18 protein-coding genes and 2 pseudogenes are annotated in these 23,662 nt (G+C 71.6%); 13 read left to right on the top strand and 7 right to left on the bottom strand.

Annotated features, from left to right (window positions below):
- Positions 1–269: 269 nt before the first annotated feature.
- The 4 genes from L3078_RS04540 to L3078_RS04525 are packed head-to-tail and all read right to left on the bottom strand — an operon-like array spanning position 270 to position 4,442.
- Positions 270–1,301 carry a LacI family DNA-binding transcriptional regulator gene (locus tag L3078_RS04540; protein WP_239750930.1) on the bottom strand — a complete coding sequence of 344 codons (1,032 nt, stop codon included), beginning with the start codon at positions 1,299–1,301 and terminating at the stop codon, positions 270–272.
- Positions 1,298–2,203: a carbohydrate ABC transporter permease gene (locus tag L3078_RS04535; RefSeq protein WP_093788958.1), complete on the bottom strand. Its 906-nt coding sequence runs from the start codon at positions 2,201–2,203 to the stop codon at positions 1,298–1,300. Before L3078_RS04535 ends, L3078_RS04540 begins: the two co-directional genes overlap by 4 nt.
- Positions 2,200–3,123 (bottom strand): carbohydrate ABC transporter permease, encoded by a 924-nt coding sequence (locus L3078_RS04530; protein WP_093788959.1) that lies wholly within the window; start codon positions 3,121–3,123, stop codon positions 2,200–2,202. Before L3078_RS04530 ends, L3078_RS04535 begins: the two co-directional genes overlap by 4 nt.
- Entirely contained in the window at positions 3,120–4,442 is a 1,323-nt protein-coding gene (locus tag L3078_RS04525) for an extracellular solute-binding protein (protein WP_239750927.1), read from the bottom strand. Before L3078_RS04525 ends, L3078_RS04530 begins: the two co-directional genes overlap by 4 nt.
- A gap of 210 nt (positions 4,443–4,652) precedes the next feature.
- On the opposite strand from L3078_RS04525, the gene L3078_RS04520 reads away from it, so the two are divergent.
- Both L3078_RS04520 and L3078_RS04515 read left to right on the top strand, forming a co-directional pair.
- Positions 4,653–6,674: a beta-galactosidase gene (locus L3078_RS04520; protein WP_239750926.1), complete on the top strand. Its 2,022-nt coding sequence runs from the start codon at positions 4,653–4,655 to the stop codon at positions 6,672–6,674.
- Positions 6,675–6,890: 216 nt separating this feature from the next.
- Positions 6,891–8,459 carry a glycoside hydrolase family 53 protein gene (locus tag L3078_RS04515; protein WP_239750924.1) on the top strand — a complete coding sequence of 523 codons (1,569 nt, stop codon included), beginning with the start codon at positions 6,891–6,893 and terminating at the stop codon, positions 8,457–8,459.
- 121 nt (positions 8,460–8,580) lie between these two features.
- Here L3078_RS04515 and L3078_RS04510 read toward each other — a convergent pair whose 3' ends face one another.
- Positions 8,581–9,405 carry an ATP-grasp domain-containing protein gene (locus L3078_RS04510; protein WP_239750920.1) on the bottom strand — a complete coding sequence of 275 codons (825 nt, stop codon included), beginning with the start codon at positions 9,403–9,405 and terminating at the stop codon, positions 8,581–8,583.
- A 125-nt stretch (positions 9,406–9,530) separates the two neighbouring features.
- Here L3078_RS04510 and L3078_RS44520 point away from each other — a divergent pair.
- The 11 genes and pseudogenes from L3078_RS44520 to L3078_RS04450 all read left to right on the top strand — a co-directional run.
- Positions 9,531–10,478: pseudogene (locus tag L3078_RS44520) on the top strand (SMP-30/gluconolactonase/LRE family protein); the annotation flags it as partial.
- Positions 10,479–10,716: 238 nt separating this feature from the next.
- Positions 10,717–11,211, top strand: coding sequence for a fluoride efflux transporter CrcB (gene crcB / locus L3078_RS04495; RefSeq protein ID WP_239750918.1), 495 nt, complete (start codon positions 10,717–10,719; stop codon positions 11,209–11,211).
- Positions 11,208–11,582, top strand: coding sequence for a fluoride efflux transporter CrcB (gene crcB / locus L3078_RS04490; RefSeq protein ID WP_239750915.1), 375 nt, complete (start codon positions 11,208–11,210; stop codon positions 11,580–11,582). Before crcB (L3078_RS04495) ends, crcB (L3078_RS04490) begins: the two co-directional genes overlap by 4 nt.
- Before the next feature lie 73 nt (positions 11,583–11,655).
- Positions 11,656–12,489: an undecaprenyl-diphosphate phosphatase gene (locus tag L3078_RS04485; protein WP_239750913.1), complete on the top strand. Its 834-nt coding sequence runs from the start codon at positions 11,656–11,658 to the stop codon at positions 12,487–12,489.
- 65 nt (positions 12,490–12,554) lie between these two features.
- Positions 12,555–13,286: a FadR/GntR family transcriptional regulator gene (locus L3078_RS04480; RefSeq protein ID WP_239750910.1), complete on the top strand. Its 732-nt coding sequence runs from the start codon at positions 12,555–12,557 to the stop codon at positions 13,284–13,286.
- Positions 13,283–14,728, top strand: coding sequence for an amino acid permease (locus L3078_RS04475; protein ID WP_239750908.1), 1,446 nt, complete (start codon positions 13,283–13,285; stop codon positions 14,726–14,728). Before L3078_RS04480 ends, L3078_RS04475 begins: the two co-directional genes overlap by 4 nt.
- Positions 14,729–14,739: 11 nt before the next feature.
- The gene (locus tag L3078_RS04470) at positions 14,740–15,783 is read left to right on the top strand and encodes an asparaginase (protein WP_239760207.1); all 1,044 of its coding nucleotides are present in this window, start codon (positions 14,740–14,742) and stop codon (positions 15,781–15,783) included.
- 262 nt (positions 15,784–16,045) lie between these two features.
- Positions 16,046–17,458, top strand: coding sequence for an aspartate ammonia-lyase (gene aspA / locus L3078_RS04465; RefSeq protein WP_239750905.1), 1,413 nt, complete (start codon positions 16,046–16,048; stop codon positions 17,456–17,458).
- Positions 17,458–18,378 (top strand): glutaminase, encoded by a 921-nt coding sequence (locus L3078_RS04460; protein WP_239750903.1) that lies wholly within the window; start codon positions 17,458–17,460, stop codon positions 18,376–18,378. The genes aspA and L3078_RS04460 overlap by 1 nt, the downstream gene beginning before the upstream one ends.
- 162 nt (positions 18,379–18,540) lie before the next feature.
- Positions 18,541–19,929, top strand: a complete 1,389-nt coding sequence (gene mptB / locus L3078_RS04455; RefSeq protein WP_239760206.1) for a polyprenol phosphomannose-dependent alpha 1,6 mannosyltransferase MptB — start codon at positions 18,541–18,543, stop codon at positions 19,927–19,929.
- Positions 19,926–20,783: pseudogene (locus L3078_RS04450) on the top strand (glycosyltransferase 87 family protein); the annotation flags it as partial. The gene mptB and the pseudogene L3078_RS04450, both read left to right, overlap by 4 nt.
- Before the next feature lie 275 nt (positions 20,784–21,058).
- Here the strand turns inward: L3078_RS04450 and L3078_RS04445 are convergent.
- Together L3078_RS04445 and rho are read right to left on the bottom strand one after the other, a co-directional pair.
- Positions 21,059–22,159 carry a D-alanyl-D-alanine carboxypeptidase family protein gene (locus L3078_RS04445; protein WP_420864039.1) on the bottom strand — a complete coding sequence of 367 codons (1,101 nt, stop codon included), beginning with the start codon at positions 22,157–22,159 and terminating at the stop codon, positions 21,059–21,061.
- A 224-nt stretch (positions 22,160–22,383) separates the two neighbouring features.
- Positions 22,384–23,535 carry a transcription termination factor Rho gene (rho, locus tag L3078_RS04440; RefSeq protein ID WP_239750899.1) on the bottom strand — a complete coding sequence of 384 codons (1,152 nt, stop codon included), beginning with the start codon at positions 23,533–23,535 and terminating at the stop codon, positions 22,384–22,386.
- Between the last annotated feature and the right edge of the window lie 127 nt (positions 23,536–23,662).

The following is a 23,662-nucleotide window of genomic DNA, read 5'->3' as shown; positions in this document are numbered from 1 at the left end:
GATCTTCGGACGACCGTTCGGGTGATGACCGGGTGCCCCGGGCCCTTACCGGGTGCCACTGCCGAGCGCGTGCGCCCGGAAGCGGATCAAGGGAGCAGCCAGGCGCCGAGCGGGGTCGGGCCCGTCGGCTCGGTGACCCGGGCACCCGGGGCCCCGAGGAGACACGGACGTCCGACCGGGAGCCCATGCACCACTGACACGGCCCGGACCCCGGACGGGCTCCGGCTTCAGGGCGTCTGACGCGGCACGGGCCCGGACGCGCCTCGGCCTCAGGTCGACTCCCGCCGCACCAGCTCCGTCGGCAGGATCACCGCGGCCGGGGCCTCGCCGCCGATCTGTGCCAGCAGGACCCGCACCATCTCGTTGCTGATCCGGTCGTAGGGCTGGCGGATGGTGGTGAGGGCGGGGACGGACTCCGTCGCCGCCGCCGAGTCGTCGAAGCCGCCCACGGACACGTCCTCGGGGACCCGGCGGCCCGCCCGGCGCAGCGCCGCGAGGGCGCCCTGCGCCATCAGGTCGGACGCCACGAACACGGCGTCCATGTCGGGGGCCCGCTCCAGCAGGAGGTCGGTGCCCGCCTCGCCACTGGCCCGGCTGTAGTCGCCGGAGGCGATGAGCCGCTCGTCGATTTCGACGCCCGCCTCGGTGAGCACCTCCTTGTAGCCGGCGAGGCGGTCGACACCGCCGGGCGAGTCCAGCGGGCCGGTCACCACACCGATCCGGCGGCGGCCCAGCGACAGCAGGTGGCGCACCATGTCACGGGCGCCGTCGCGGTCGTCCGCCGCCACGTAACTCACCTTGGAGCCGGGCGTCATGGGCTTGCCGCACTGGACGAGGGGGATGCCCGCCTCGCGCAGCTCCTGGGCGACCGGGTCCGCGGAGTGACTGGAGACCACCAGCACCCCGTCGACGTGGCCCGCCGTGATGTACCGCGTGATCCGGCGCCGCTCGTCCTCCGTACCCGCCACCATCAGCAGCAGCGGGATGTCGTGCGCGGCCAGCGCCTGGGTGCAACACCGCAGCAGGACATTGAAGTTGGGGTCCTCGAAGAGCTTCTCCTGCGGTTCCGTCAGCAGGAAGCCGATGGAGTCGGAACGCCCGGTGATCAGCGAGCGGGCGTGCCGGTTCACGACGTAACCCGTTTTGCGGATCGCGGCGTTGACCGCCTCGGCTGCCGTCGGGCTGACGTAGTGACCGCCGTTGAGCACGCGTGAGACGGTTCCCCTGGAGACTCCCGCCTCGCGCGCCACGTCGTGAATGGTCGGCGGTTTGCGCCTGCCCCCCGTGTTGCTCATGGTCATGACTTTACGGCTCCGGAGAGCAGATCGAGGCTCCAGAACCGCTGGATGACCAGGAACAGCGCGATCAGCGGGATCACCGCGAGCAGCGCGCCCGTGATCACCAGCGTGTAGAGCGCCGGCGTGTTGGAGCCCTGTTCGAGGAGCGTGAACAGGCCGAGGGTGATCGGGAACTTCTCGTCGTCGCTGAGCATGATGTACGGCAGCAGGAAGTTGTTCCAGACCGCCACGAACTGGAACAGGAAGACCGTCACCAGCCCCGGCACCATCATCGGCAGCGCGATCCGGGTGAAGATCCGCCACTCGCTCGCCCCGTCCATCCGCCCGGCCTCCACCACGTCGGCGGGGACGGCGGCAGCGGCGTAGATCCGGGCCAGGTACACGCCGTACGGGGAGAGGACCAGCGGCAGCAGCACCGACCAGTAGCTGTCCGCCAGGTCCGCCTTGGCCATCAGCAGGTACTGCGGGATCGCCAGGATCACCGGCGGCATCAGCACGCCCGCCATCAGCACGTTGAAGACGGCCTCGCGGCCCTTGAAGCGGTAGATCGCCAGCGCGTAGCCGCTGATCGCGGAGACGGCCGTCGAGAGGACGGCGCCGAGGCCCGCGTACAGCGCGGAGTTGCCCATCCACTGCCAGTAGACGCCGTCCCGGTAGGCGTTGAGGTCGGACAGGTTGTCCGCGAACCCGGTGCCCGGCAGGAAGGTGAAGGTGGAGAACAGCTCGCTGCCCGACTTGGTGGCCGCGATCAGCACCCAGGCCACGGGCAGCAGGCAGTAGATCGCGCCCAGCAGCAGGGTGAGCGTCGGGACGAGGGCGATGCGGCGGCGCAGCGGCGGGCCCTGGGCGGTGCCGGGCGTGGTGCCGGCCGCCGGGGCGGCCTTGCGTACGGCAAGAGAACTCATCGTGCTGCCTCCTGCTTCTGACGGGAGTTCGCGGCCCTCAGGAAGCCGAAGGAGAGGACCAGGGTGGCCACGGCGATGATCACCGCGCCGGCGGCCGCCGCGTAGATGTCGCCCTCGCCGAACGCGTCCCGGTGCACCTTCATCAGCGGACTCCACGTAGTGGAGACCGAGTTGGTGAGGGGCTTGAGGGTGGTGGGCTCGCTGAACACCTGGAGCGTGGCGATGATCGAGAAGAAGAAGGTCAGCACCAGCGACGGCGCCACCATCGGGATCTTGATCCGCAGCGCGATCTGGAGCGGCGTCGCGCCGTCCAGCTTGGCCGCCTCGTACACCTCGGCGGGGATCGACTGGAGCGAGGTGTAGATGACGATCATGTTGAAGCCGGTGCCACCCCACACCGCGATGTTCGACAGCGCCGCGTACAGACCGCCGCCGTCCAGCAGGTCCGGCTGCGGCAGCCCCAGCTTCTCCAGCACGAAGTAGAAGGGGCTGACGTCCGGGAGGTAGAGGAAGCCCCAGAGCAGGGCCGCCACGACGCCCGGGACGGCGTACGGCAGGAAGATCGCCAGCCGCGTGAACGGGGCCAGGCGCACCTTGTCGCTGTCCAGCATCAGGGCGAAGACCAGGGCCAGACCGAGCATGACCGGGACCACGATCGCGCCGTAGCCGAGGACGCGCAGGGCGCCGTCGATCAGCTCGGGGTCGGTCAGCGCGCCGGTGTAGTTCTCCAGGCCCGCCCACACCTCGCTGCGCGCGCCCGAGCCGAGGCCGAGGCCCTTGACCTGCACCTTGTGCAGGCTGAGCCAGACGGCGTAGCCGATCGGGAGCGCGAAGAAGAGAGCGAACAGGATCGTCGCGGGGAGGAGGAAGGCGTACGGGGCCCCCTTGACCCCGTACGACCTCCGGCGTGCGCTGGTCACTCCGCGACCTCGAAGCCCTGCTTCTTCATGTCGGCGACCGTGTCGTCCTGCATCGTCTTCAGGGCGGCGCCGAAGTCCGACTTGTTCTTCGCGGCGGCGCCGAACGCGTCCTTGAAGGTGGTGTACGCGACGTTCACGTTCGGGCCCCACGCGGAGGGCGCGGTCGTCTTCGCGACCTCGGAGGCCACGGTGTAGAAGTCGGCCTGGTTGGAGAAGAAGGCCGGCGGCTCGGCGAACGCGTCACTGGTCTGCGCGGTGGTGGCGGCGGGGTAGATGCCGCCCTCCTTCGCCAGCGCGGTCAGCGCCTCGGGGTCCGTGTTCAGCCAGGTGGCGAACTTCGCGGCGGCACCCTTGTTCTTGGAGTCCGTGGTGACGGCCGTCGAGGAGCCGCCCCAGCTGCCGGTGGTGTTCTCGGAGGCCGACCACTGCGGCAGCGGCGCCACCTTCCACTTGCCCTGGGTGTCGGGCGCGGCCGTGGTCAGCGTGCCCGGCGCCCACACGGCGCTGACCCAGGCGATCTGCTTGCCGGTGTTGAGCGCCTTGTTCCAGGCCGGCGTGTACATCGGCTGGTTGTCGATGGCGCCCTCCTTGACCAGGCCGCCCCAGAAGTCGGCGACCCGCTGCGTCGCGGTGTCGTCGATGCCGACCTTCCACTTCTGGCCCTCGGTGGTCCACCACCGGGCGCCCGCCTGCTGGGCGAGACCGGCGAAGAGACCGGAGTCGTTGGCGGAGAAGGTGGTGAGGTCGACGTCCGCGTCCGCCTTCTTCAGCTTGCGCGCGGTCTCGGCGAACTCGTCCCAGGTCTTGGGGACTTCGAGGTCGTACTTCTTGAAGAGGTCCTCGCGGTAGTAGAACATCATCGGCCCGATGTCCTGCGGTATCGCGTACACGGCGTCCGAGCCCAGCGTGGTCTGCTGCCAGACACCGTCCGCGAACTTGTCCTTCGCGTCGCCCGCCTCGCCCGCGATGTCGGCGACCGCGTCATTGCTGACCAGGGTCGGCAGCGCCTGGTACTCGGCCTGCACCAGGTCCGGGCCCTTGCCCGCCTTGTGCGCGGTGAGGATCTTGGTGACCAGGGTGTCGCCGGAGGCCTGCTTCTTCACCGTGACGGTGATCTGCTGCTCCTTGCCGGGACCCTTGTTCCACAGGTCCACGACCTTGTCCATGCCCGGCGTCCAGGTCCAGTACGTGAGCTTCGCCGGCCCCGACTGGGTCTCGCTCTCGTCGTCGGACCCGCCGCAGGCGGCGAGCGTGGTGGCGCCGAGCGTGACGGCGACGGCGGTGGCCACAAAGCGCCGGTGCTTCGTGATGTTGGGCATGGATCGTTCTCCCCTGACCTGGGTCCTCGCCTGCTGCGAAGACCATGCCATGCTGCTGTGAGCGTTCACAGCCAGTGCGTCTGTGAGCGTTCACAGTAGAGAAACATCCCGGACACTTGTCAATGGTTGTTGCTGTGCGGTTATGTTGGGCTCGCACCGCCGCCGCAGTGTGTGAACGTTCCCAAATGATCGACCAAACGGGAGAGATCCATGCCGGAGACCACCCCCACGGGCCTGACCAGGCTCGCCTTCGGTGGGGACTACAACCCCGAGCAGTGGCCGGAAACCGTCTGGCACGAGGACGTCCGGCTGATGCGCGAGGCCGGCGTCACGATGGTGAGTGTCGGCATCTTCTCCTGGGCCCTGCTGGAGACCTCACGAGGTGTCTACGACTTCGGATGGCTCGACCGCCTGCTCGACCTGCTCCACGAGAACGGCATCCGCGTCGACCTCGGCACCCCCACGGTCGTCCCGCCGGTCTGGTTCTACCGCGAGCACCCCGAGGCCCTGCCCGTCGCCGCCGACGGCACCCGCTACGAGTTCGGCTCGCGCGGCGCCATCTGCCACAGCAACACCGACTACCGGGCCGCCGCCGCGAACATCACCACGAAGCTCGCCGAGCGCTACGCCGACCACCCGGCGCTCGCCCTGTGGCACGTCCACAACGAGTACGGCGTCCCCGTCTCCGCCTGCTACTGCGACTCCTGCGCCGCGCACTTCCGCCGCTGGCTGGAGCGGACCTACGGCGACGTCGCGGCGCTCAACGAGGCCTGGGGCACCGCCTTCTGGGGCCAGCACTACACCGACTTCGCGCAGATCAACCCACCCCGCGTGACCCCCACGGTCGGCAACCCGGGCCAGGCACTCGACTACAAGCGGTTCGCCGACGAGACCATCCGCGAGAACTTCGTCGCCGAGCGGGACATCCTGCACCGCCTCGCCCCCGGCATCCCGGTCACCACCAACTTCATGACCGCGCTCAGCCAGTGCGACTCCATGGACTACTGGGCCTGGGGCCGCGAGGTCGACCTCGTCACCAACGACCACTACCTGATCACCGACGGCCGCCGCACCCACGTCAACCTCGCCATGGCCGCCGACCTCACCCGCTCGGTCGGCGCCGGCGCCCCCTGGCTGCTCCTGGAGCACTCCACCTCGGGCATCAACTGGCAGGCCCGCAACCCCGCCAAGGCCCCCGGCCAGATGGCCCGCAACTCCCTCGCCCACGTGGCGCGCGGCTCGGAGGGCGCCATGTTCTTCCAGTGGCGGCAGTCCCGGCGCGGCGCCGAGAAGTTCCACTCCGCGATGCTGCCGCAGGCCGGCACCGAGTCACGCGTGTGGCGCGAGGTCGTCGAACTGGGCGCGTCCCTGGACTCCCTCAGCCAGATCCGCGGCTCCCGGACCGTCGCCGACGTGGCCGTCCTCTGGGACTGGCACTCCTGGTGGGCGCAGAACCTCGCCTGGCGCCCCAGCGAGGACCACGAGGCCCGCGAACGCGCCGACGCCTTCTACGAGGCCCTCTACGACCGCCACCTCACCGTCGACTTCGCCCACCCGGAAGCCGACTTGTCGGCCTATCCCCTTGTCGTCGTCCCCGCGCTGTACCTGATGACCGAAGCCGCCGGGGACAACCTCAAGGCGTACGTCGAGAACGGCGGCACCCTCGTCGTCTCCTACTTCTCCGGCATCGTCGACGAGCACGACGCCGTCCACGAAGGCCCCTACCCCGGAGCCCTGCGGGACGTACTGGGCCTGACCGTCGAGGAGTTCTCACCGCTGCTTGGCGGGGAGAGCGTCCGCATCACCGGCCCCGACGGCTCCGAACTCACCGGTGACGTGTGGACCGAGTTCGTGGTGACGCGCGGCGCCGAGCCCGTGTGGACCTACGCCGACGGACTCGCCGCCGACCGGCCCGCCGTCACCCGGCACCGGCTCGGCGAGGGCTCCGCCTGGTACGTGTCGACCCGCCTCGACGCGCACGGCCTCGACGCCCTCCTCGGCTGGGCCGCCGACGACGCGGGCATCGCCCCCCGCGCCGACCTGCCGCGCGACGTCGAAGTGGTGCGCCGAGCGGGCGAGTCGGGCGACTTCCTCTTCGCGATCAACCACACCGCGGTCGACACGAAGGTGCCGCTGGACACGGCCGGCACGGAGTTGTTGACCGGCGAACGAGCGGCGGGCCACCTGGGCGTGCCCGCCGGTGCCGTCAGGGTCGTACGACTCGACACCTGACCAGCAACTGTGGGCGGCGACCGGTCACCGAGCCGTACGGGGTGACCGCCGCCGCTCCCCGCCCGGGGCTCTTCCTCGGCCCCGGGCCATCCCCGACCCCGACCGGATCTCTGGGGACATCCGGTCGGTCCGGCGGCGCCCCGCCCACGGCCTTCGGGCGGGGCGCCGCCACAGCACCGCACCACCCGGCTCCCCACCTTCGTCGAAGGGACGACGATGTTCCACGCGAGACGTGCCCTCAGGGCCCTGCTCATACCCCTGTTCGCGGGACTGGCGCTCACCACCGTGCCCGCCACCTCGGCCTCCGCCGCTTCCACGCTCACCAACGGCGGCTTCGAGTCCGACGGCACCGGGACCGCGACACCGGCCGGCTGGTCGACGTACTCGGCGGCCGGCCAGAACGCCGCCTCGTTCACCGAGTCCGGCGGCCACGGCGGCAGTCACCGCCTCACCCACTGGTCGTCCTCCGCGTACAAGGTGGAGACGTACCAGTACCTCTCCGGCCTCACCAACGGGAACTACAAGCTCACCGCGTGGGTGCGCTCCGGCGGCGGCCAGAACTCCGCCTACCTCGCGCTGAAGAACTGCGGCAGCGCCGAGCAGCGCACCGACATCCCGGTCTCCGCGAGCGGCTGGATCCGGATCGTCACGTCGATCGCGGTGACGAACAACCAGTGCACCATCAGCATCAACTCCGATGCCAATGCCGGTAATTGGATCAACGTCGACGACCTGACCTTCGCGTCCGGGACGACGGGTGTGCCCATCAAGGGCTCCGACGTGTCGTCGCTCGTCAAGAGCGAGGCCAAGGGCGGCGTCTACCGGAACAGCTCCGGCACCACGGGCGACGCCCTCGCCATCCTCAAGGGCGCCGGGCAGAACTACGCCCGCCTCAAGGTCTGGGTGAACCCGGCCGACGGCTACAACAACAAGACGCGGGTGCTCGCCGCCGCCAAGCGCGTCAAGGCGCAGGGCATGAAGCTGCTGGTCGACTTCCACTACTCGGACACCTGGGCCGACCCCGGCGCCCAGACCGTGCCGTCCGCGTGGACCGGCCACTCCTACAGCCAGCTGCGGACGGACGTCTACAACCACACCTACGACGTCCTCAACGCCCTCAAGTCCCAGGGCACCACCGCCGACATGGTCCAGGTCGGCAACGAGATCAACGGCGGCATGCTGTGGTCGGCGGGCTCCACCTCCAACTGGTCGCAGCTCGCCGGGCTGCTCAACTCCGGCTACGACGCGGTCAAGGCGGTCAACTCCTCCACCCAGGTGGCGCTGCACCTCGCCAAGGGCGGTGACCTGTCCGGCACCCGCTGGTGGTTCGACAACGCGGTCGCCAACAACGTGAAGTTCGACGTCATCGGCCTGTCGTACTACGGCTACTGGCACGGCACCCTCGCCGACTTCCAGACCACCCTGGACGACGCGGCCTCCCGCTACGCCAAGCCGGTGTTCGTCGCCGAGACGGCGTACCCGTTCCGGCTGGACAGCGAGGACGCGCACGAGAACATCATCGATCTGAGCAGCGAACTCGTCTCCGGTTACCCGGCCACCACCGCCGGTCAGACCCGGTGGATGAAGGACATCGCGAGCATCGTCGAAGCCGTCCCGAACGGCCGCGGTCTCGGGATCTTCTACTGGGAGTCGACGTGGACCGCGGTCTCGGGCAACGGCTGGGACCCGACGGACGCGGCGTCCGGCAACGGCTGGGAGAACCAGGCGCTGTTCGGCTACGACGACCGGCTGCTTCCGGCGGCGGCGTGGTTCCGCCACCGGTGAGCGCGGCGGACGGGTCCGTGGTGACAGCGCCGGCCGGTGAGGGCTGGTCGCGCAGTTCCCCGCGCCCCTGAAGGGCGCGTCGGAGGGGCCGTACGTTTCGACGTGCGGCCCCTTCGGCCGTTCACTCGCCGAGGAACGCGTGCAGTGAGGCGGCCATGGCCGCGACAAAGGTGTCCCGGACCGGGTCGGGGATCCGGTCCAGGGAGAGGTACGGGTTCAGGTCCTCCAGCTCGACCAGGAGGAGGTCGCCGTCCTGGGTGCGGCAGGCGTCGACGCGCTGGATGCCGTGGTCGAGGGTGTTCCAGTCGATGAAACGGCGGGCGAAGGCGAGGTCGGCCTCGGATGCCTCGTAGGGCTCCAGGACCCAGCGGCGCTCGGGATCGGGCGCGTACAGGGCGTACTGGAGGGTGTCGTCGACGTAGTAGAAGGACACCTCGTAGCGGAAGTCGACGCGCGGCTGGACGAGGATGTCGCCCCAGGTCAGACCCGCCAGCTCGGGGCCGGTCAGGAAGCGCAGGCCGACGGAGTCCGCGCCGGCCTTCGGCTTCACCGCGTACGAGGCGGACTCCGGCAGCCGCTCCAAGTCCTCCGGCCGGTCGGCGGTGGGGATGACCGGGTACCCGGCACCGGTGAGGTCCGGCAGGTACTGCTTGCCGACCATGTCGCCCCGGCCGGTCAGCGGGTTGTAGACCCGGGTACCGAGGGCGCGGGCCCGCTCGCGGAAGGCGTCGTACGCCTCCTGGTAGTGCAGGACGGCCCCGCTGTTGCGGACCACGACCGCGTCGAAGCCCTCCATCAGAGCCGCCGCGTCCAGCGGGTGGCACAGGGCGAGGTCGAACTCCGCGCGCAGCCGGGAGGTGAGGAAGATGTCCTCGTCGCAGTAACGCCGCCCCCGGGCCGGATAGGCCAGGTCGGTGACGTACAGCAGGCGGGGGCGGGTGGGCACGGCGGTCTCCCTGGTCGGCGGCGGTGGTCCGGGGCGGCCAACTTAACCCGAGGCCGTGTGGGGCGACCCGGCCCCCTGCCAGGATGGTCCGGCGCGGGCATCGGGCGGACCACCGGGAGGCGGACATGGCGGGCAGGGCGGTTTCACGGGGCGCGGGACTCCTGCCGGAGGCGTATGTCGGGATCGGCGGGCGCGGGCCCGAGGACGTCGTCGCCGACGAGCGCGGGCGGGTGCTGACCGGTGTCGAGGACGGCCGGGTCCTGCGGGTGGACGGGCTCGCGGAGCCGGGGCGGGCCCGGGTCGAGACGCTCGCCGACACCGGCGGAAGGCCCCTCGGTCTCGAACTCCTCCCGGACGGCGACCTGTTGGTGTGCGACGCCGAGCGGGGGCTGCTGCGGGTCGGCACCGGCGACGGCGCGGTGCGGGTGCTCGTGGACGAGGTGAACGGTGAGCGACTGCGGTTCTGCAGCAATGCCGTGGCGCTGTCCGACGGCACGGTGTACTTCACGGTCTCCAGCCGCCGGTACCCCCTCGATCAGTGGATCGGCGACATCGTCGAACACACCGGGACCGGGCGGCTGCTGCGCCTCGCGCCGGGGGAGGGGGCGCCCGAAGTCGTCCTGGAGGGGCTGCAGTTCGCCAACGGTCTCGCGCCCTCCGCCGACGAGTCGTTCCTCGTGGTCGCGGAGACCGGGCCCCGCCGGCTGACCCGCGTCCACCTCACGGGGGCGCGGGCCGGCACGAGCGAGCCCTTCGTCGGGGGCCTGCCGGGCACCTCCGACAACATGTGGCGCGACCCCGACAGCGGTCTGATGTGGGTGGCGCTGGCCGGCCCCCGCATCGGCGCCCTCGACCGGCTGCACCGCGCGGGTCCGGCCGTGCGGAGCGCCGCGAGCCGGGTTGCGGTGCGGGCCCCCTTCCGTCCGCTCGGCTTCGCCGGTGTGGTCGCGGTCGACGACCAGGGGAACGTCGTCCACACCCTTGTCGACCGCCACTCCCGATTCCGCATGGTCACCAGCGCCTGCGTGGCTGAGGGCCGGCTGATCCTGGGCAGCCTGTGGGATCGCGGTGTGCGAGCTGCCGGGGGAGGGGAAGCCGGGCTGACGCCGGCCCCCGGCCGGGCACACGAGGCCCGTGCGGTGCCCTCGGGGCTCGCGTTACGCTGTGGACCGGCCGCAGGACCCCTGGTCCCGCGGCGCGGCGGTGGGGCCCGCCGTACCCGAACCGCGGCATCGCTGCCGACAACGGTCCCTGCTTGCGACGGAGCGTGCCCGGCGGACACCGGGCCCCGGCGAGTAGGAGACATACAGCGTGCAAGCCCCCCAGATCGACGGGCCCGACGCCCCCGTACCCGATCCACCCCGCCCCGCCCCCTGGCACGGCCAGGCGCCGGTCGTCGCGGTCGTCGCCCTGGGGGGCGCGATCGGGGCCGTAACCCGCTACGCGGCCGCAGTCCTCTGGCCCACCGGCACGACCGGCTTCCCGTGGACCACGTTCTGCGTCAATGTCGTCGGCTGCTTCGTGATCGGTCTCCTCATGGTCGCGATCACGGAGAAGTGGACGGTCCACCGCCTCGTCCGCCCCTTCTTCGGCACCGGCGTCCTCGGCGGCTTCACCACCTTCTCGACGTACACCGTCGACATCCAGCGCCTGATCGAGGAGGGCCGGCCCGCCACCGCCCTGGCCTACCTCGCCGCGACCCTCCTCGCCGCCCTCACGGCGGTCCGGCTCGCGGCGACGACGGCCCGGCGCGTGCTCCCCGACGGGCCCACCGCAAGGCGTGAGAAAGGTAAGAGGTCGTCGTGAACTGGGTGCTCGTCATCCTCGGCGGAATGGTCGGCGCGCCCCTGCGCTATCTCACCGATCGCGCGGTGCAGTCCCGCCACGACACGGGCTTCCCGTGGGGCACCTTCGCCGTCAACGTCTCCGGCTCCCTCGTCCTCGGCCTGCTCACCGGTGCGGTGACGGCCGGCGCCGCCGGCTCCCACCTGCAACTCCTCCTCGGCACCGGCCTGTGCGGGGCGCTCACGACGTACTCGACGTTCTCGTACGAGACCCTGCGGCTGGCCGAGGGCGGCTCCCGCTTCCACGCCGCCGCCAACGTCGTCGCGAGCGTGACGGCGGGGCTGGGCGCGGTCTACGTGGGGCTCGCGGTGGCGCGCGCTCTCTGGTCCTGAGAGCGGCCCTTACCCGGCTGCGGTACCACTGCGTCCACCGCCCACGCAGACCTCGCAGACAGAACTGGACCCCATGAGCACCATCAGCGTCGGTCAGGCAGTCGTCCTCGGAGCGGTGGAGGGGGTGACGGAGTTCCTGCCGGTGTCCTCCACCGGCCATCTGAAGATCACCGAAGGGCTGATGGGGATCCAGGTGGACGACAGGGCCGTCGTCGGGTTCTCGGCGGTCATCCAGGTGGGCGCCATCGCCGCGGTGCTCGTGTACTTCCGGCACGACATCGCCCGCATCGGGTCCGCCTGGTTCCGGGGGCTGTTCGACGCGGGGGAGCGGCAGGAGCGCGACTACCGGTTCGCGTGGTGGGTGATCGCCGCGACAATCCCCATCGTCGTCGTGGGGCTGGCCGCGCGGTCGCTGATCGAGGGGCCCCTCGCCTCCCTGTGGGTGGTGGCCGGCTCGCTGGTCGTCGGCAGCGGTGTGATGTGGGTCGCCGAACAGGTGGGCCGGCGCAGGCGTGCCGAGGAGGACACCCGGTTCCGGGACGCGATGCTGGTCGGCGGTTCGCAGATCCTCGCTTTGCTGTTCCCCGGCTTCTCCCGCTCCGGCGCCACCATGTCCACCGCGCTGCTGCTCGACCTCGACCGGGTCGCCGCCACCCGGCTCTCCTTCTTCCTCGGCATTCCGGCCCTCACCGGCGCCGGGCTCTACGAGCTGAAGGACGCCCTCGGCGCGGGGGTCGGCGCGGCCCCGCTGATCGCCGGCACCGCCGTGTCGTTCGCGGTCGCGTACGCCTCCGTCGCCTGGCTGCTGAAGTTCGTGACCAGGCACTCGTTCAACGTGTTCATCTCCTATCGGATCGTGGTCGGGGTCCTGCTGTTCGGGCTGCTCGGCGCGGGTGGACTGAGCTGACCAGCTCAAAGATCAAATCGCGGACCCCTTGACAGCCCCCTCCCGTCACCCCCAGGATCACCCCCGTGAACCTGTCAGACAGCCAGACAGGTGGCTCGGCACCGCGGCGCGTCAGCGCCATGGAAGCGGTGCTCACCCACCTCCGCGACGCGATCGAGCGCGGCAAGTACGCCATCGGGGACAAACTCCCCTCGGAGGCGGAGCTCTGCCGACAGCTCGAAGTGAGCCGTCCGGTCCTGCGCGAGGCCCTGCGCGCCCTTCAGGTCATGGGGCTGACCCAGTCCCGTACCGGCAAGGGCACCTTCGTGATCGCGAACGCCGTCGAGGACCCCACCTTCGGCGACTACGTGGCGAGCGACCTGCTGGAAGTGCGCCGGCATGTGGAGATCCCGGTCGCCGGGTACGCGGCCGTCCGCCGCACCCCGGAGAACCTGGACCATCTGGCCCACCTGCTGGACCGGATGGAGCGGGAGACCGACACCACCGCCTGGGTCGCGATGGACACCCTCTTCCACCTGGCCGTGGCCGAGGCCGCCCAGAACCCGGTGTTCCGCCGGGTGATCGAGGAGATCCGGGACGCGCTGGCCCGCCAGTCGGCCTTCCTCAACGAGCTGGGCGGTCGGCGCGAGCAGTCCAACCGCGAGCACCGGGCCATCGTCGAGGCGCTGATCGACGGTTCCGCCAACGACGCGGTGGAGGCCATGTCCCACCACCTCGACCGCGTCGAGACCACCCTCACCGACATCGTGCGTTCCCCGCGCACGGACAGCTCCACGGAAGGCGGACCCGAGGCGTGAGCGAGCAGTCCCTCGAAAAAGACGTCGTGACCGGCGGGAACACCGCCCACGTCGACGCCGGTGACGCCGGCTACAGCAAGTCCCTGAAGTCCCGCCACGTCAACATGATCGCCATCGGCGGCGCGATCGGCACCGGGCTCTTCCTCGGCGCCGGCGGCCGTCTCGTCGACGCCGGCCCGTCCCTGTTCATCGCGTACGCGGTCTGCGGAGTCTTCGCCTTCCTCGTCGTCCGCGCCCTCGGCGAACTGGTCCTCTACCGGCCCTCGTCCGGCGCCTTCGTGTCCTACGCCCGCGAGTTCATGGGCGAGAAGGGCGCGTACACGGCCGGCTGGATGTACTTCCTGAACTGGGCCACCACCGGAATCGCCGACATCACCGCCGTCGCCGTCTACACCCACTACTGGGGCATGTTCTCCGACGTGCCGCAGTGGGTGATCGCCCTGGTCGCCCTCGCGGTCGTCCTGTCCGTGAACCTGATCTCCGTGAAGATGTTCGGTGAACTGGAGTTCTGGTTCGCGATCATCAAGGTCGGCGCGCTCGTCGTCTTCATGTGCATCGGCATCTGGCTGCTCGTCACCCAGCAGCCCGTGGACGGCCACACCCCCGGCCCGGCCCTGATCACCGACAACGGCGGCCTCTTCCCCAACGGCGTCCTGCCGATGCTGCTGATCATCCAGGGTGTCGTCTTCGCCTACGCCTCCGTCGAACTGGTCGGCGTCGCCGCCGGAGAGACCGAGAACCCCGAGAAGATCATGCCGAAGGCGATCAACTCGATCATGTGGCGGGTCGGCCTCTTCTACGTCGGCTCCGTGATCCTGCTGTCGATGCTGCTGCCCTGGTCCTCGTACAAGGCGGGCGAGAGCCCCTTCGTCACGGTGCTCTCCAACATCGGTGTCCCGGCCGCCGGCGGCATCATGAACCTGGTCGTGCTGACCGCGGCCATGTCCTCGCTCAACTCGGGCCTGTACTCCACCGGCCGCATCCTGCGCTCGATGGCCGTCGCCGGCTCCGCCCCGAAGTTCACCGGCGTGATGAGCCGCAGCCAGGTCCCCTACGGCGGCATCCTGCTCACCAGCGGCATCTGTGTGCTGGGTGTCGGCCTGAACTTCGTGGTCCCCGCCGAGGCGTTCGAGATCGTCCTCAACTTCGCCGCCATCGGCATCATCGCCACCTGGGGCATGATCATGATCTGCCACCTGCTGTTCTGGCAGAAGACCGAGCGCGGCGAGCTGACCCGCCCGAGCTACCAGCTTCCGGGCTCCCCCTGGACCGAACTGGTCACCCTGTTCTTCCTGGCCTCGGTGCTGGTCCTGATGTACCTGGACGGCGGGGTCGGCCGCACGACCGTGCTGTGCCTCCCCCTCATCGTGTTGGCGCTGGTCGCGGGCTGGTTCGGCGTACGACGCCGGGTCGGCCGGCAGCCGGCCGGAGTGAAGAAGTGAAGCAGGCAGTGATGTACGACCCCACGACCACCGGCGCCTCGGCGACCCCTGCGGCTCCGGTGGCCGCGGCCCCCGCGATCCGGGAACCGCTGCACGCCCCCGTCGCCCACCTCGTACGCGGAGGTGTCATCGAGGGCATCCACCACGGCTCCGTCGTGGTGCTGGGTGCCGACGGGGAGGTGGAACTCCAACTCGGCGACATCGAGGCGGCGTTCTACCCCCGGTCGGCGCTCAAGCCGGTCCAGGCCGTGGCCATGCTGCGCGCCGGACTCCCCCTGGACGGCGAACTGCTGTCCCTGGCCGCCGCCAGCCACTCCGGCGAGGAACGCCACCTCGCCGGAGCCCGGCGCATCCTGGAGCTGGCCGGCGCCACCGAGGCCGACCTGCGCAACGTCACCGACATGCCGTACGACCCGGCCGTCCGCGACGCGTGGATACGCGAGGGGAGGCAGCCCTCCCGTCTCGCGCAGAACTGCTCGGGCAAACACGCGGCCATGCTCTACACCTGCAAGCTCAACGGCTGGTCCCTGGACGACTACCTCGACCCGGCCCACCCCCTCCAGCAGGCCATCGCCGAGATCGTCGAGGACCTCACCGGGCAGGCCATCGCCCGCGTCACCGTCGACGGCTGCGGCGCACCCCTGTTCTCCGTCTCCCTGCACGGGCTCGCCCGCGCCCTCGCCCGGATCACCACCGCCGCCGAGGGCACCCCCGAGCGCACCGTCGCCGACGCCATGCGCGAACACGCCGAGATGGCCTCCGGCGCGGGGCGCGACGTCGCCGAGCTGATGCGGGCCGTGCCGGGGCTGCTCACCAAGGACGGTTTCGAGGGCGTCCAGGTCGCAGCCCTCCCCGACGGCCGCGCGGTCGCCGTGAAGATCGCCGACGGTGCGAACCGGGCGCGGGTGCCGGTGTGTGCGGCGGCGCTCGTGCGGGCCGGTGTCGAGCCTGCGGCTCTCGCCGGGTTCGCGGGGGAGGCGTTGCTCGGGGGCGGGCGGGAGGTCGGGCGGGTCCGTGCGGTGCGGGCGCTCGATCCGTTGCCGCGGTTGCCCTGACGGGGGGGCGGGGTGCGATGTCGGGTGCGGGCCCGGTGGGGGCTGGTCGCGCAGTTCCCCGCGCCCCTGAAAAGCCAGGGGCTGCGCCCCTGGCTTTTCACCCCCGCCCCGGGACGCCTTTCAAAGCCACGGGGCCCGGTCTTTCAGGGGCGCGGGGAACTGCGCGAGAAGCCCCACCGGACCCGCACCTGACGACGTACCCACCCACCCACCCACCGACCACCAACCCACCCGCACCACACCAAGAAGGGCCCGCCCCACCATGACCGCCGCAGCCACCCGCAGCGAACACGATCTGCTCGGAGACCGTGACGTCCCCGTCGACGCGTACTGGGGCGTTCACACCCTGCGCGCCACGGAGAACTTCCCGATCACGGGCACCCCGATCTCCGCCTACCCCCATCTGGTCGACGCCCTGGCCGCGGTCAAGGAGGCCGCCGCCCGCGCCAACGAGGAACTCGGCCTGCTCGCCCCGGAGAAGGCCGCCGCGATCATCGAGGCCTGCCGGGAGATCCGCGACGGCAAGCTGCACGACCAGTTCGTCGTCGACGTGATCCAGGGCGGCGCCGGCACCTCCACCAACATGAACGCCAACGAGGTCATCGCCAACCGGGCGCTGGAGCTGCTGGGTCACGCCAAGGGGCAGTACGCGCACCTGCACCCCAACGAGGACGTCAACCTCGGCCAGTCCACCAACGACGTCTACCCGACCGCCGTCAAGATCGCGACCGTGTTCGCGGTGCACGGACTGCTCACGGCGATGACCGTCCTCCAGGACTCCTTCGCCCGCAAGGCCGTCGAGTTCCGCCAGGTGCTCAAGATGGGCCGCACCCAGCTCCAGGACGCGGTCCCCATGACGCTCGGCCAGGAGTTCTCCGCGTTCGCGGTCATGGTCGACGAGGACCGCAGCCGGCTCGCCGAGGCCGTCGAGCTGATCCATGAGATCAACCTCGGCGCCACCGCCATCGGCACCGGCCTCAACGCGCCCGCCGGCTACGCCGAGTCGGCGCGCCGCCACCTCGCCGAGATCACCGGACTGCCGCTGGTCACCGCCGCCAACCTGGTCGAGGCCACCCAGGACTGCGGCGCGTTCGTGCAGATGTCGGGCGTCCTCAAGCGCATCGCCGTCAAGCTCTCCAAGAGCTGCAACGACCTGCGGCTGCTCTCCTCCGGGCCGCGCGCGGGCCTCAACGAGATCAACCTGCCGCCGGTGCAGGCCGGTTCGTCCATCATGCCGGGCAAGGTCAACCCGGTGATCCCCGAGGTCGTCAACCAGGTCGCCTTCGAGGTCATCGGCAACGACGTCACCATCACCATGGCGGCCGAGGCCGGACAGCTCCAGCTCAACGCCTTCGAACCGATCATCCTGCACTCCCTCTCGGAGTCCCTCACCCACCTCCGCGCGGCCTGCCTCACCCTCGCCGAGCGCTGCGTCGACGGCATCACCGCCAACGAGGACGAACTGCGCGCCGCCGTGGAGAACTCCATCGGCCTGGTCACCGCCCTCAACCCGCACATCGGCTACACCGCCGCCACCGACATCGCCAAGGAGGCCCTCGCCACCGGCCGGGGCGTGGCCGAACTCGTCCAGGAGAAGGGCCTGTTGCCCGCTGAACGGCTCCGGGAACTGCTGCGGCCCGAGGTCCTCGCTGGCAACGGCGCCCCGCCGGCCTGATGGAATCCACCGCCCTCCGGCCGATCCTGGAACGCATCGCCGAGGAGATCGAACGGACCCCGGGGAGGGGCCGGCCCGCCGACTACATCCCGGCACTCGCGGCCCGCGACCCGCGCAGCTTCGGCATGGCCGTCGCGGAGCCGGACGGCACGGTGTACGGCGTGGGGGACTGGCGCGAGCCGTTCTCCACGCAGTCCATCACCAAGGTCTTCACCCTCGCGCTCGACCTGGCGCGCGAGGGTGACGCCCTCTGGGAACACGTGGGCCGCGAGCCCTCCGGCAACCCCTTCAACTCCCTGGTGCAGCTGGAGTACGAGAACGGCATCCCGCGCAACCCGTTCATCAACGCGGGCGCCCTCGTCGTCACCGACCGCCTGCACACCCGGACCGGCGACGCGGCGGGCACGCTGCTGTCCTTCCTGCGGGAGGAGAGCGGCAACCCCGACCTCGACTTCGACGCGCAGATCGCCGCCTCCGAGTCCGCCCACGGCGACCGGAACGCGGCACTCGCCCACTTCATGGCGTCGTACGGCAACATCGACAACCCCGTACCGGCCCTCCTCGACCAGTACTTCCGCCAGTGCTCCCTCACCGCCTCCTGCGCCGACCTCGCCCTCGCCGCCACCTTCCTGGCCAGGCACGGTGTCCGCGCCGACGGCACCCGGCTGCTGACCCGCAGCCAGGCGAAGCAGATCAACGCGGTGATGCTCACCTGCGGCACGTACGACGCGGCCGGTGACTTCGCGTACCGCGTGGGCCTGCCCGGCAAGAGCGGGGTGGGCGGCGGCATCATCGCGGTGGTGCCCGGCCGCCTCGCGCTCTGCGTGTGGAGCCCGGGGCTGGACGAGCGGGGCAACTCGGTGGCCGGGGTGGCGGCCCTGGACCGGTTCACCACCCTGACGGGGCTGTCGATCTTCTGACCTCACGCGCACAGGACCCACCCCGCACAGGACCCACCGCCCCGGTACCGCGTCCGTCGGCCGGGGCGGCGGTCGGCTCATGGTCACGTCCCGGTACCCGCCCCGAAGGCGCGACGTCGCTTCCGCGCCACCCGGCGTTGACAGCCTGACCGAGTGTTGGCCATCGCTTTTCCCGTCGACCTGCGCCGCTGCCAGGCACTCGGCCTGGCCGGATCCGCCTTTCTCGCCCTGGGAGGTGAAACCGCCGGAGCCCTGCCCGTGCGGGAACTGCTCTCGCCGACCTCGGGACGCGGCGCGCTGGGCCTCGTCGGCGTGTACTTCGGTGTCGTCCTGCTGATAGCCGCCTGGGCGCTGCTGGGCAAGGTCATACGGGGCCCGGAACCACCGACTCCCCGCGCCCTGCTGGTCGTTCTCGCCGTCTGGGCGGCACCCCTGCTGCTCGCGCCCCCGCTGTTCAGCCGGGACGTCTACAGCTACCTCGCCCAGGGCGCCATGGTCGACGCGCACATGGACGTCTATCTGCACGGGCCCGCCCGGCTCGGCGGACCGCTCGCCGACGAGGTCGCCCCGATGTGGCGCCACACCGCGACCCCCTACGGCCCGGTCTTCCTCTCCCTGGCCTCCGGGCTGTCCGGCCTCACCGAGGGCCGGATACCGGCCGGACTCATCGGGATGCGACTGATCGCCCTGCTCGGCGTGGCGCTGATGGCCGTGGCGCTGCCCCGCCTCGCCCGGCACAGCGGAACCGACCCGGCCGTCGCCCTCTGGCTCGGCGCGCTCAACCCGCTCGTCCTCCTGCACCTGGTGGCCGGCGCCCACAACGACGCGATGATGCTGGGCCTGTTGGGCGTCGGGCTGGTACTCGCCCGGGGCCGCTGGTACCTCGTGGGCGTCGTCCTGGTGACCCTCGCCGCGCTGGTGAAGGCACCCGCCGCGCTCGGGCTGGTGGCCGTGGTCGTGATGCGCGGCCGTACGGCGTGGATCCGGACCGCGGCGGGCACCCTGGCCGTCGCCGCCACCACCACGGCCGCCGCCACCGCCCTGGCCGGCACGGGATACGGCTGGATCGCCGCGCTGCGCACCCCCGTGTCCCCGCAGAACTGGTCGCCCACCAGCGTCCTGGGCCGCGCCACCGGCACCCTGCTGCACGGTCTCGGCAGCGACCTGGCGCCCCTCGCGCTCCCGGCCTGGCGCGCCGCCGGACTGCTGCTGACCCTCGCCGTCGTCCTGCACATATGGTTCCGGCTGCGACCCGGCCCGGTGTACGCGCTCGGCCTCAGCCTGGCCGTCGTGGCCGCGCTGGGCCCGGCGATCCGCCCCTGGTACGCCCTGTGGGGCCTGTTCCTCATCGCCGCCGCCGCGCGGACCCTCTCCGTGCAGCGCCGGGTCGCGGCCGCCAGCGGGGTGCTCGCGCTCGCCGTCCTGCCGAGCGGGAACCCGGCGGACACCGAGCAGATCGTCCTCGCGGTGTGCGGGGGAGTGCTCGCGGTGGTCGTGCTGTGGCAGGCAGAACAGGCCTCCCGGGCGCCGGCGCTGGAGCGCACGGCATGAGCGAACCACGCCGCACTCTGCTCCGGCCACGCACCGACCGGGCCCGCGTCCTCCTCGTCCTCGGGGCGGCCGTCGCCGTCACCGTCTTCACCGCCACCGTCCCGCTGCTGCGTGACTTCTTCGACCTGCGCGTCTACCACGGCACGATCGACACCTGGGTCAACGGCGACGGCCGCGTCTACGACTACCTGGTGCCGGGCACGACCTACGGCTTCACCTATCCGCCGTTCGCGGCCGTCGTGATGTCACCGATGGCGCTGGTCGGCCTGGGCACCGCGATCGTGCTGTGCCTGGGGCTGAACCTGGCGGCGCTCGCGGCCGTCCTGTCCCTACTGGCCGGGCCGCGGTTGCGCCGCCACGGCTGGTTCGGTGTCTCCCTCGCCCTCTGCGCGCTCGCGTTGTTCGAACCGTTGCGGGACACGTTCAGCTTCGGACAGGTGAACCTCCTGCTGCTGGCCCTGGTCCTCGCCGACGCCTGGCTGCTGGCCACGGGCCGGGGCCGCTGGGCGGGGGTGGGCATCGGTCTGGCGGCCGCGGTCAAACTGACGCCCGCGATCTTCATCGGGCTGCTGCTGCTCGCCCGGCGGTGGCGGCCCGCCGGGCTCGCGACAGCCGTCGCCGTAGCCGCCACCGCGGCGGCGGCCTGGATCGCCCCGGCCGCCTCGCGCTTCTACTGGACCGAGGCACTGTGGGACACCAGCCGCGTCGGCCGCCTCGACTACGTCTCCAACCAGTCGGTGCAGGGCGTCCTGGCCCGGCTCGTGGCCCCGCACGAACCGAGCCGCGCCCTCTGGGCGGCGCTGGTGCTCGTGGTGCTGTGCGTGTGGGCGTGGCGGACCCGGGCGGCGGTGCGCGCCGACGACTGGATCGCCGCCTTCGCCCTCACCGGGCTGACCGGCTGTCTGGTCAGCCCCATCACCTGGGTGCACCATCTGGTCTGGCTGCTGCCGTCCTTCGCCGTCCTGCTGAGACACCGTCGGCTGTGGCCGCTCACGGCGACGCTGTACGTGGTGCTGTGCAGCAGCGTCGTCTGGCTGTGGTTCGACGACGCGTCCGGCATCGGCGGCTTCGTCGGCTCCAACACCTATGTGTGGATCACGCTCGGACTGCTGCTGGGGCTGCCGGTCGGTCAGTCCCGCGCGGACCGGCCGAACCTGAGCCGCAGGGCGAGGGCCATGGCCGCCGCGCCCAGGCCGGCCGCGCCCGCGATCGCGCCCACCACCGGCCACTCGGGAACGGTCACCTCGGCCGCCTCCGCGCGAACCGCCGGCAGGGACCCGGGGCCGGCCTGAGGCGCGGCCGCCGGGCGCGGTGGGACGAGCGAGCCCACGGCGTCGACCCGTCCGGCGGCCTCGAACCCCCAGTCGAGCAGGGAGCGCGCCTCCTCGTAGACGGCGAGGCCGCCGCCCGACTCGGGGCGCATCACCGTCACGACGAGGGTGCGCCCGCCCCGTTTCGCGGCGGCGATCAGCGTGTTGCCCGCGTTGGTGGTGTAGCCGTTCTTGACGCCGATCAGCCCCGGGTAGCGCGCGACGCCGGCGCCGGTGAGCAATCGGTTGGTGTTCTGGATGCCGTACGACCAGCCGCCCGCCGGGAACTTCGCGGAGGCGGTGGCGCAGTACCCGGCGAACTCCGCGTTGCGCAGCCCGGCCCGCCCGAACACCGCCAGGTCGTAGGCGGACGACACCTGTCCGGGCGCGTCGTAGCCGTCGGGGGAGACGACGTGCGTGTCGCGGGCGCCCAGGGCGCGGGCCTTGGCCCTCATCTGCTGGGCGGTGGCCTTCCAGCCGCCGTTGAGGTGCGCCAGGACGCGTACGGCGTCGTTGCCCGAGCTGAGGAAGACCCCCCGCCACAGGTCGGCGACGGTGTACGTGCGGTTCTCCTTGACGCCGACCAGGCTGCTCCCGGCGCCGATGCCGGCCAACTCCTCACCCTTCACGGTGTGTCTCAGGCCCGCCGGGAGGCCTGGCAGCACGGTGAGCGCGAACAGGGTCTTCAGCGTGCTCGCGGGCGGCAGCTTGCGGTGCGCGTCGTGCGCGGCGAGCACCGCTCCGCTGTCGGCGTCGGCCACCAGCCAGGACACCGCGGACACGTCCTGCGGCACCTCGGGCGCCCCGGCCCGGCGCCGCACCTGTGTCCCGTGCCCGTACAGGGACGGTGCCCCCTGCGCGGCCTTGGCGTCCCGCGTGCCCGTCGCGGACCGGGGGCCGGCGGTGTCCGGGTCGGTCACGACGGCCAGGGTCCCGAGCGCGCAGACGGCGGTGCAGCAGACGGCGAGACGGGCCGCACGGGTGGCCCGCCTCGCACCGGGACCGCGAGCAGCACGGGGAGCGCGAGCAGCACGGGCAGCGCGGGAGGAGAATCCGATGGTCATACCGCAAACGTAGGAAGGGGCGTGCCCCAGTCCGGGATGCCCGGGCCGAGCGCACGGATCGAGCACCCGGATGCCGCATGTCATGCCGCCGGCAGCGTGGGCCGCACCTGCCGCAGGAAGGCCGCGTTGTCCGGCGTGGCGCGCAGCCGCTCCAGCAGCGTCTCCAGGTTCGCCTGCCCCTCGTGCGACCGCAGGGCCCGCCGCAGACCGCGCAGGGCCGTCAACTCGTCGGCTGTCAGGAGCAGTTCCTCGCGGCGGGTGCCGGACGGGGTGATGTCCACGGCCGGGAAGACCCGCCGGTCGGCGAGGGCGCGGTCCAGGCGGAGTTCCATGTTGCCGGTGCCCTTGAGCTCCTCGAAGAAGAGGCCGTCGGCGCGGGAGCCGGTGTCCACCAGGGCGGTGGCCAGGATGGTGAGGGAACCGGCCTCCTCGGTCAGCCGGGCGGCCCCGAAGAGCCGCTTGGGGCCGTGCAGGGCGGCGGCGTCGACCCCGCCGCTGAGGGTGCGGCCACCGGACGCGGCCGCGTTGTTGTGGGCCCGGCACAGCCGGGTCAGGGAGTCCAGGAGGATCACCACGTCCTCACCCTGCTCGACGAGCCGCTTGGCGCGCTCCACGACGAGTTCGGCGAGCGCGATGTGTTCCTTGGGGGACCGGTCGAACGTCGAGGCGTACACCTCGCCCCGCACGGAGCGCCGCATGTCGGTCACCTCCTCGGGCCGTTCGTCGAGAAGGACCACCATCAGGCGGGCCTCGGGGTGGTTGGCGGCGATCGCGGCGGCCACCTGCTGGAGCAGGACGGTCTTGCCGGTCTTGGGCGGCGCCACGATCAGTCCGCGCTGCCCCTTGCCGACGGGGGCGACGAGGTCGACCAGACGGCCCGTCAGGCCGCTCGCCGGGTGTTCGAGCCGCAGCCGCTCGCGGGGGTGCAGCGGGGTGAGTTCGCGGAAGTGCGGGCGTCCGCGCAGCTCTTGGGGTGTACGGCCGTTGATCCGCTCGACCTCGGTGAGGGAGCGCCGGCCGTCGTGCACGCCCTCGACGGTGTCGCCCTTGCGCAGGCCGTACCGGCGGATGAGCGCGGCGGGGACCTGGGGGTCGGCGGGGGTGGGCAGGCAGCCCTCGACGCGCAGCCGGCCCTGTCCGCCCTGTCCGCCCTGCGCGGTCTCCAGGACGCCGGTGACCCGGGCCGGGGGCTGTCGATCTGTGGTGGTGCGTTCGAGTGTGGTGGTGGTCATGAGTGGGGGTCCTTTCGAGGACGTCGGAGAAACGCGAGAAGGGGGAGGGGAGGGCACACGTCCATGGGGCGGCCCGGTGGGACGCGGACGGTGCGGGAAAGCTGACGGCCGGTCGGTACCCGACGGG

This window comes from Streptomyces deccanensis, assembly GCF_022385335.1.
Taxonomy (GTDB): domain Bacteria; phylum Actinomycetota; class Actinomycetes; order Streptomycetales; family Streptomycetaceae; genus Streptomyces; species Streptomyces deccanensis.
The sequence above is the reverse complement of the archived record's forward strand: the minus strand, read 5'-3'. Positions and strand labels throughout refer to the sequence as shown.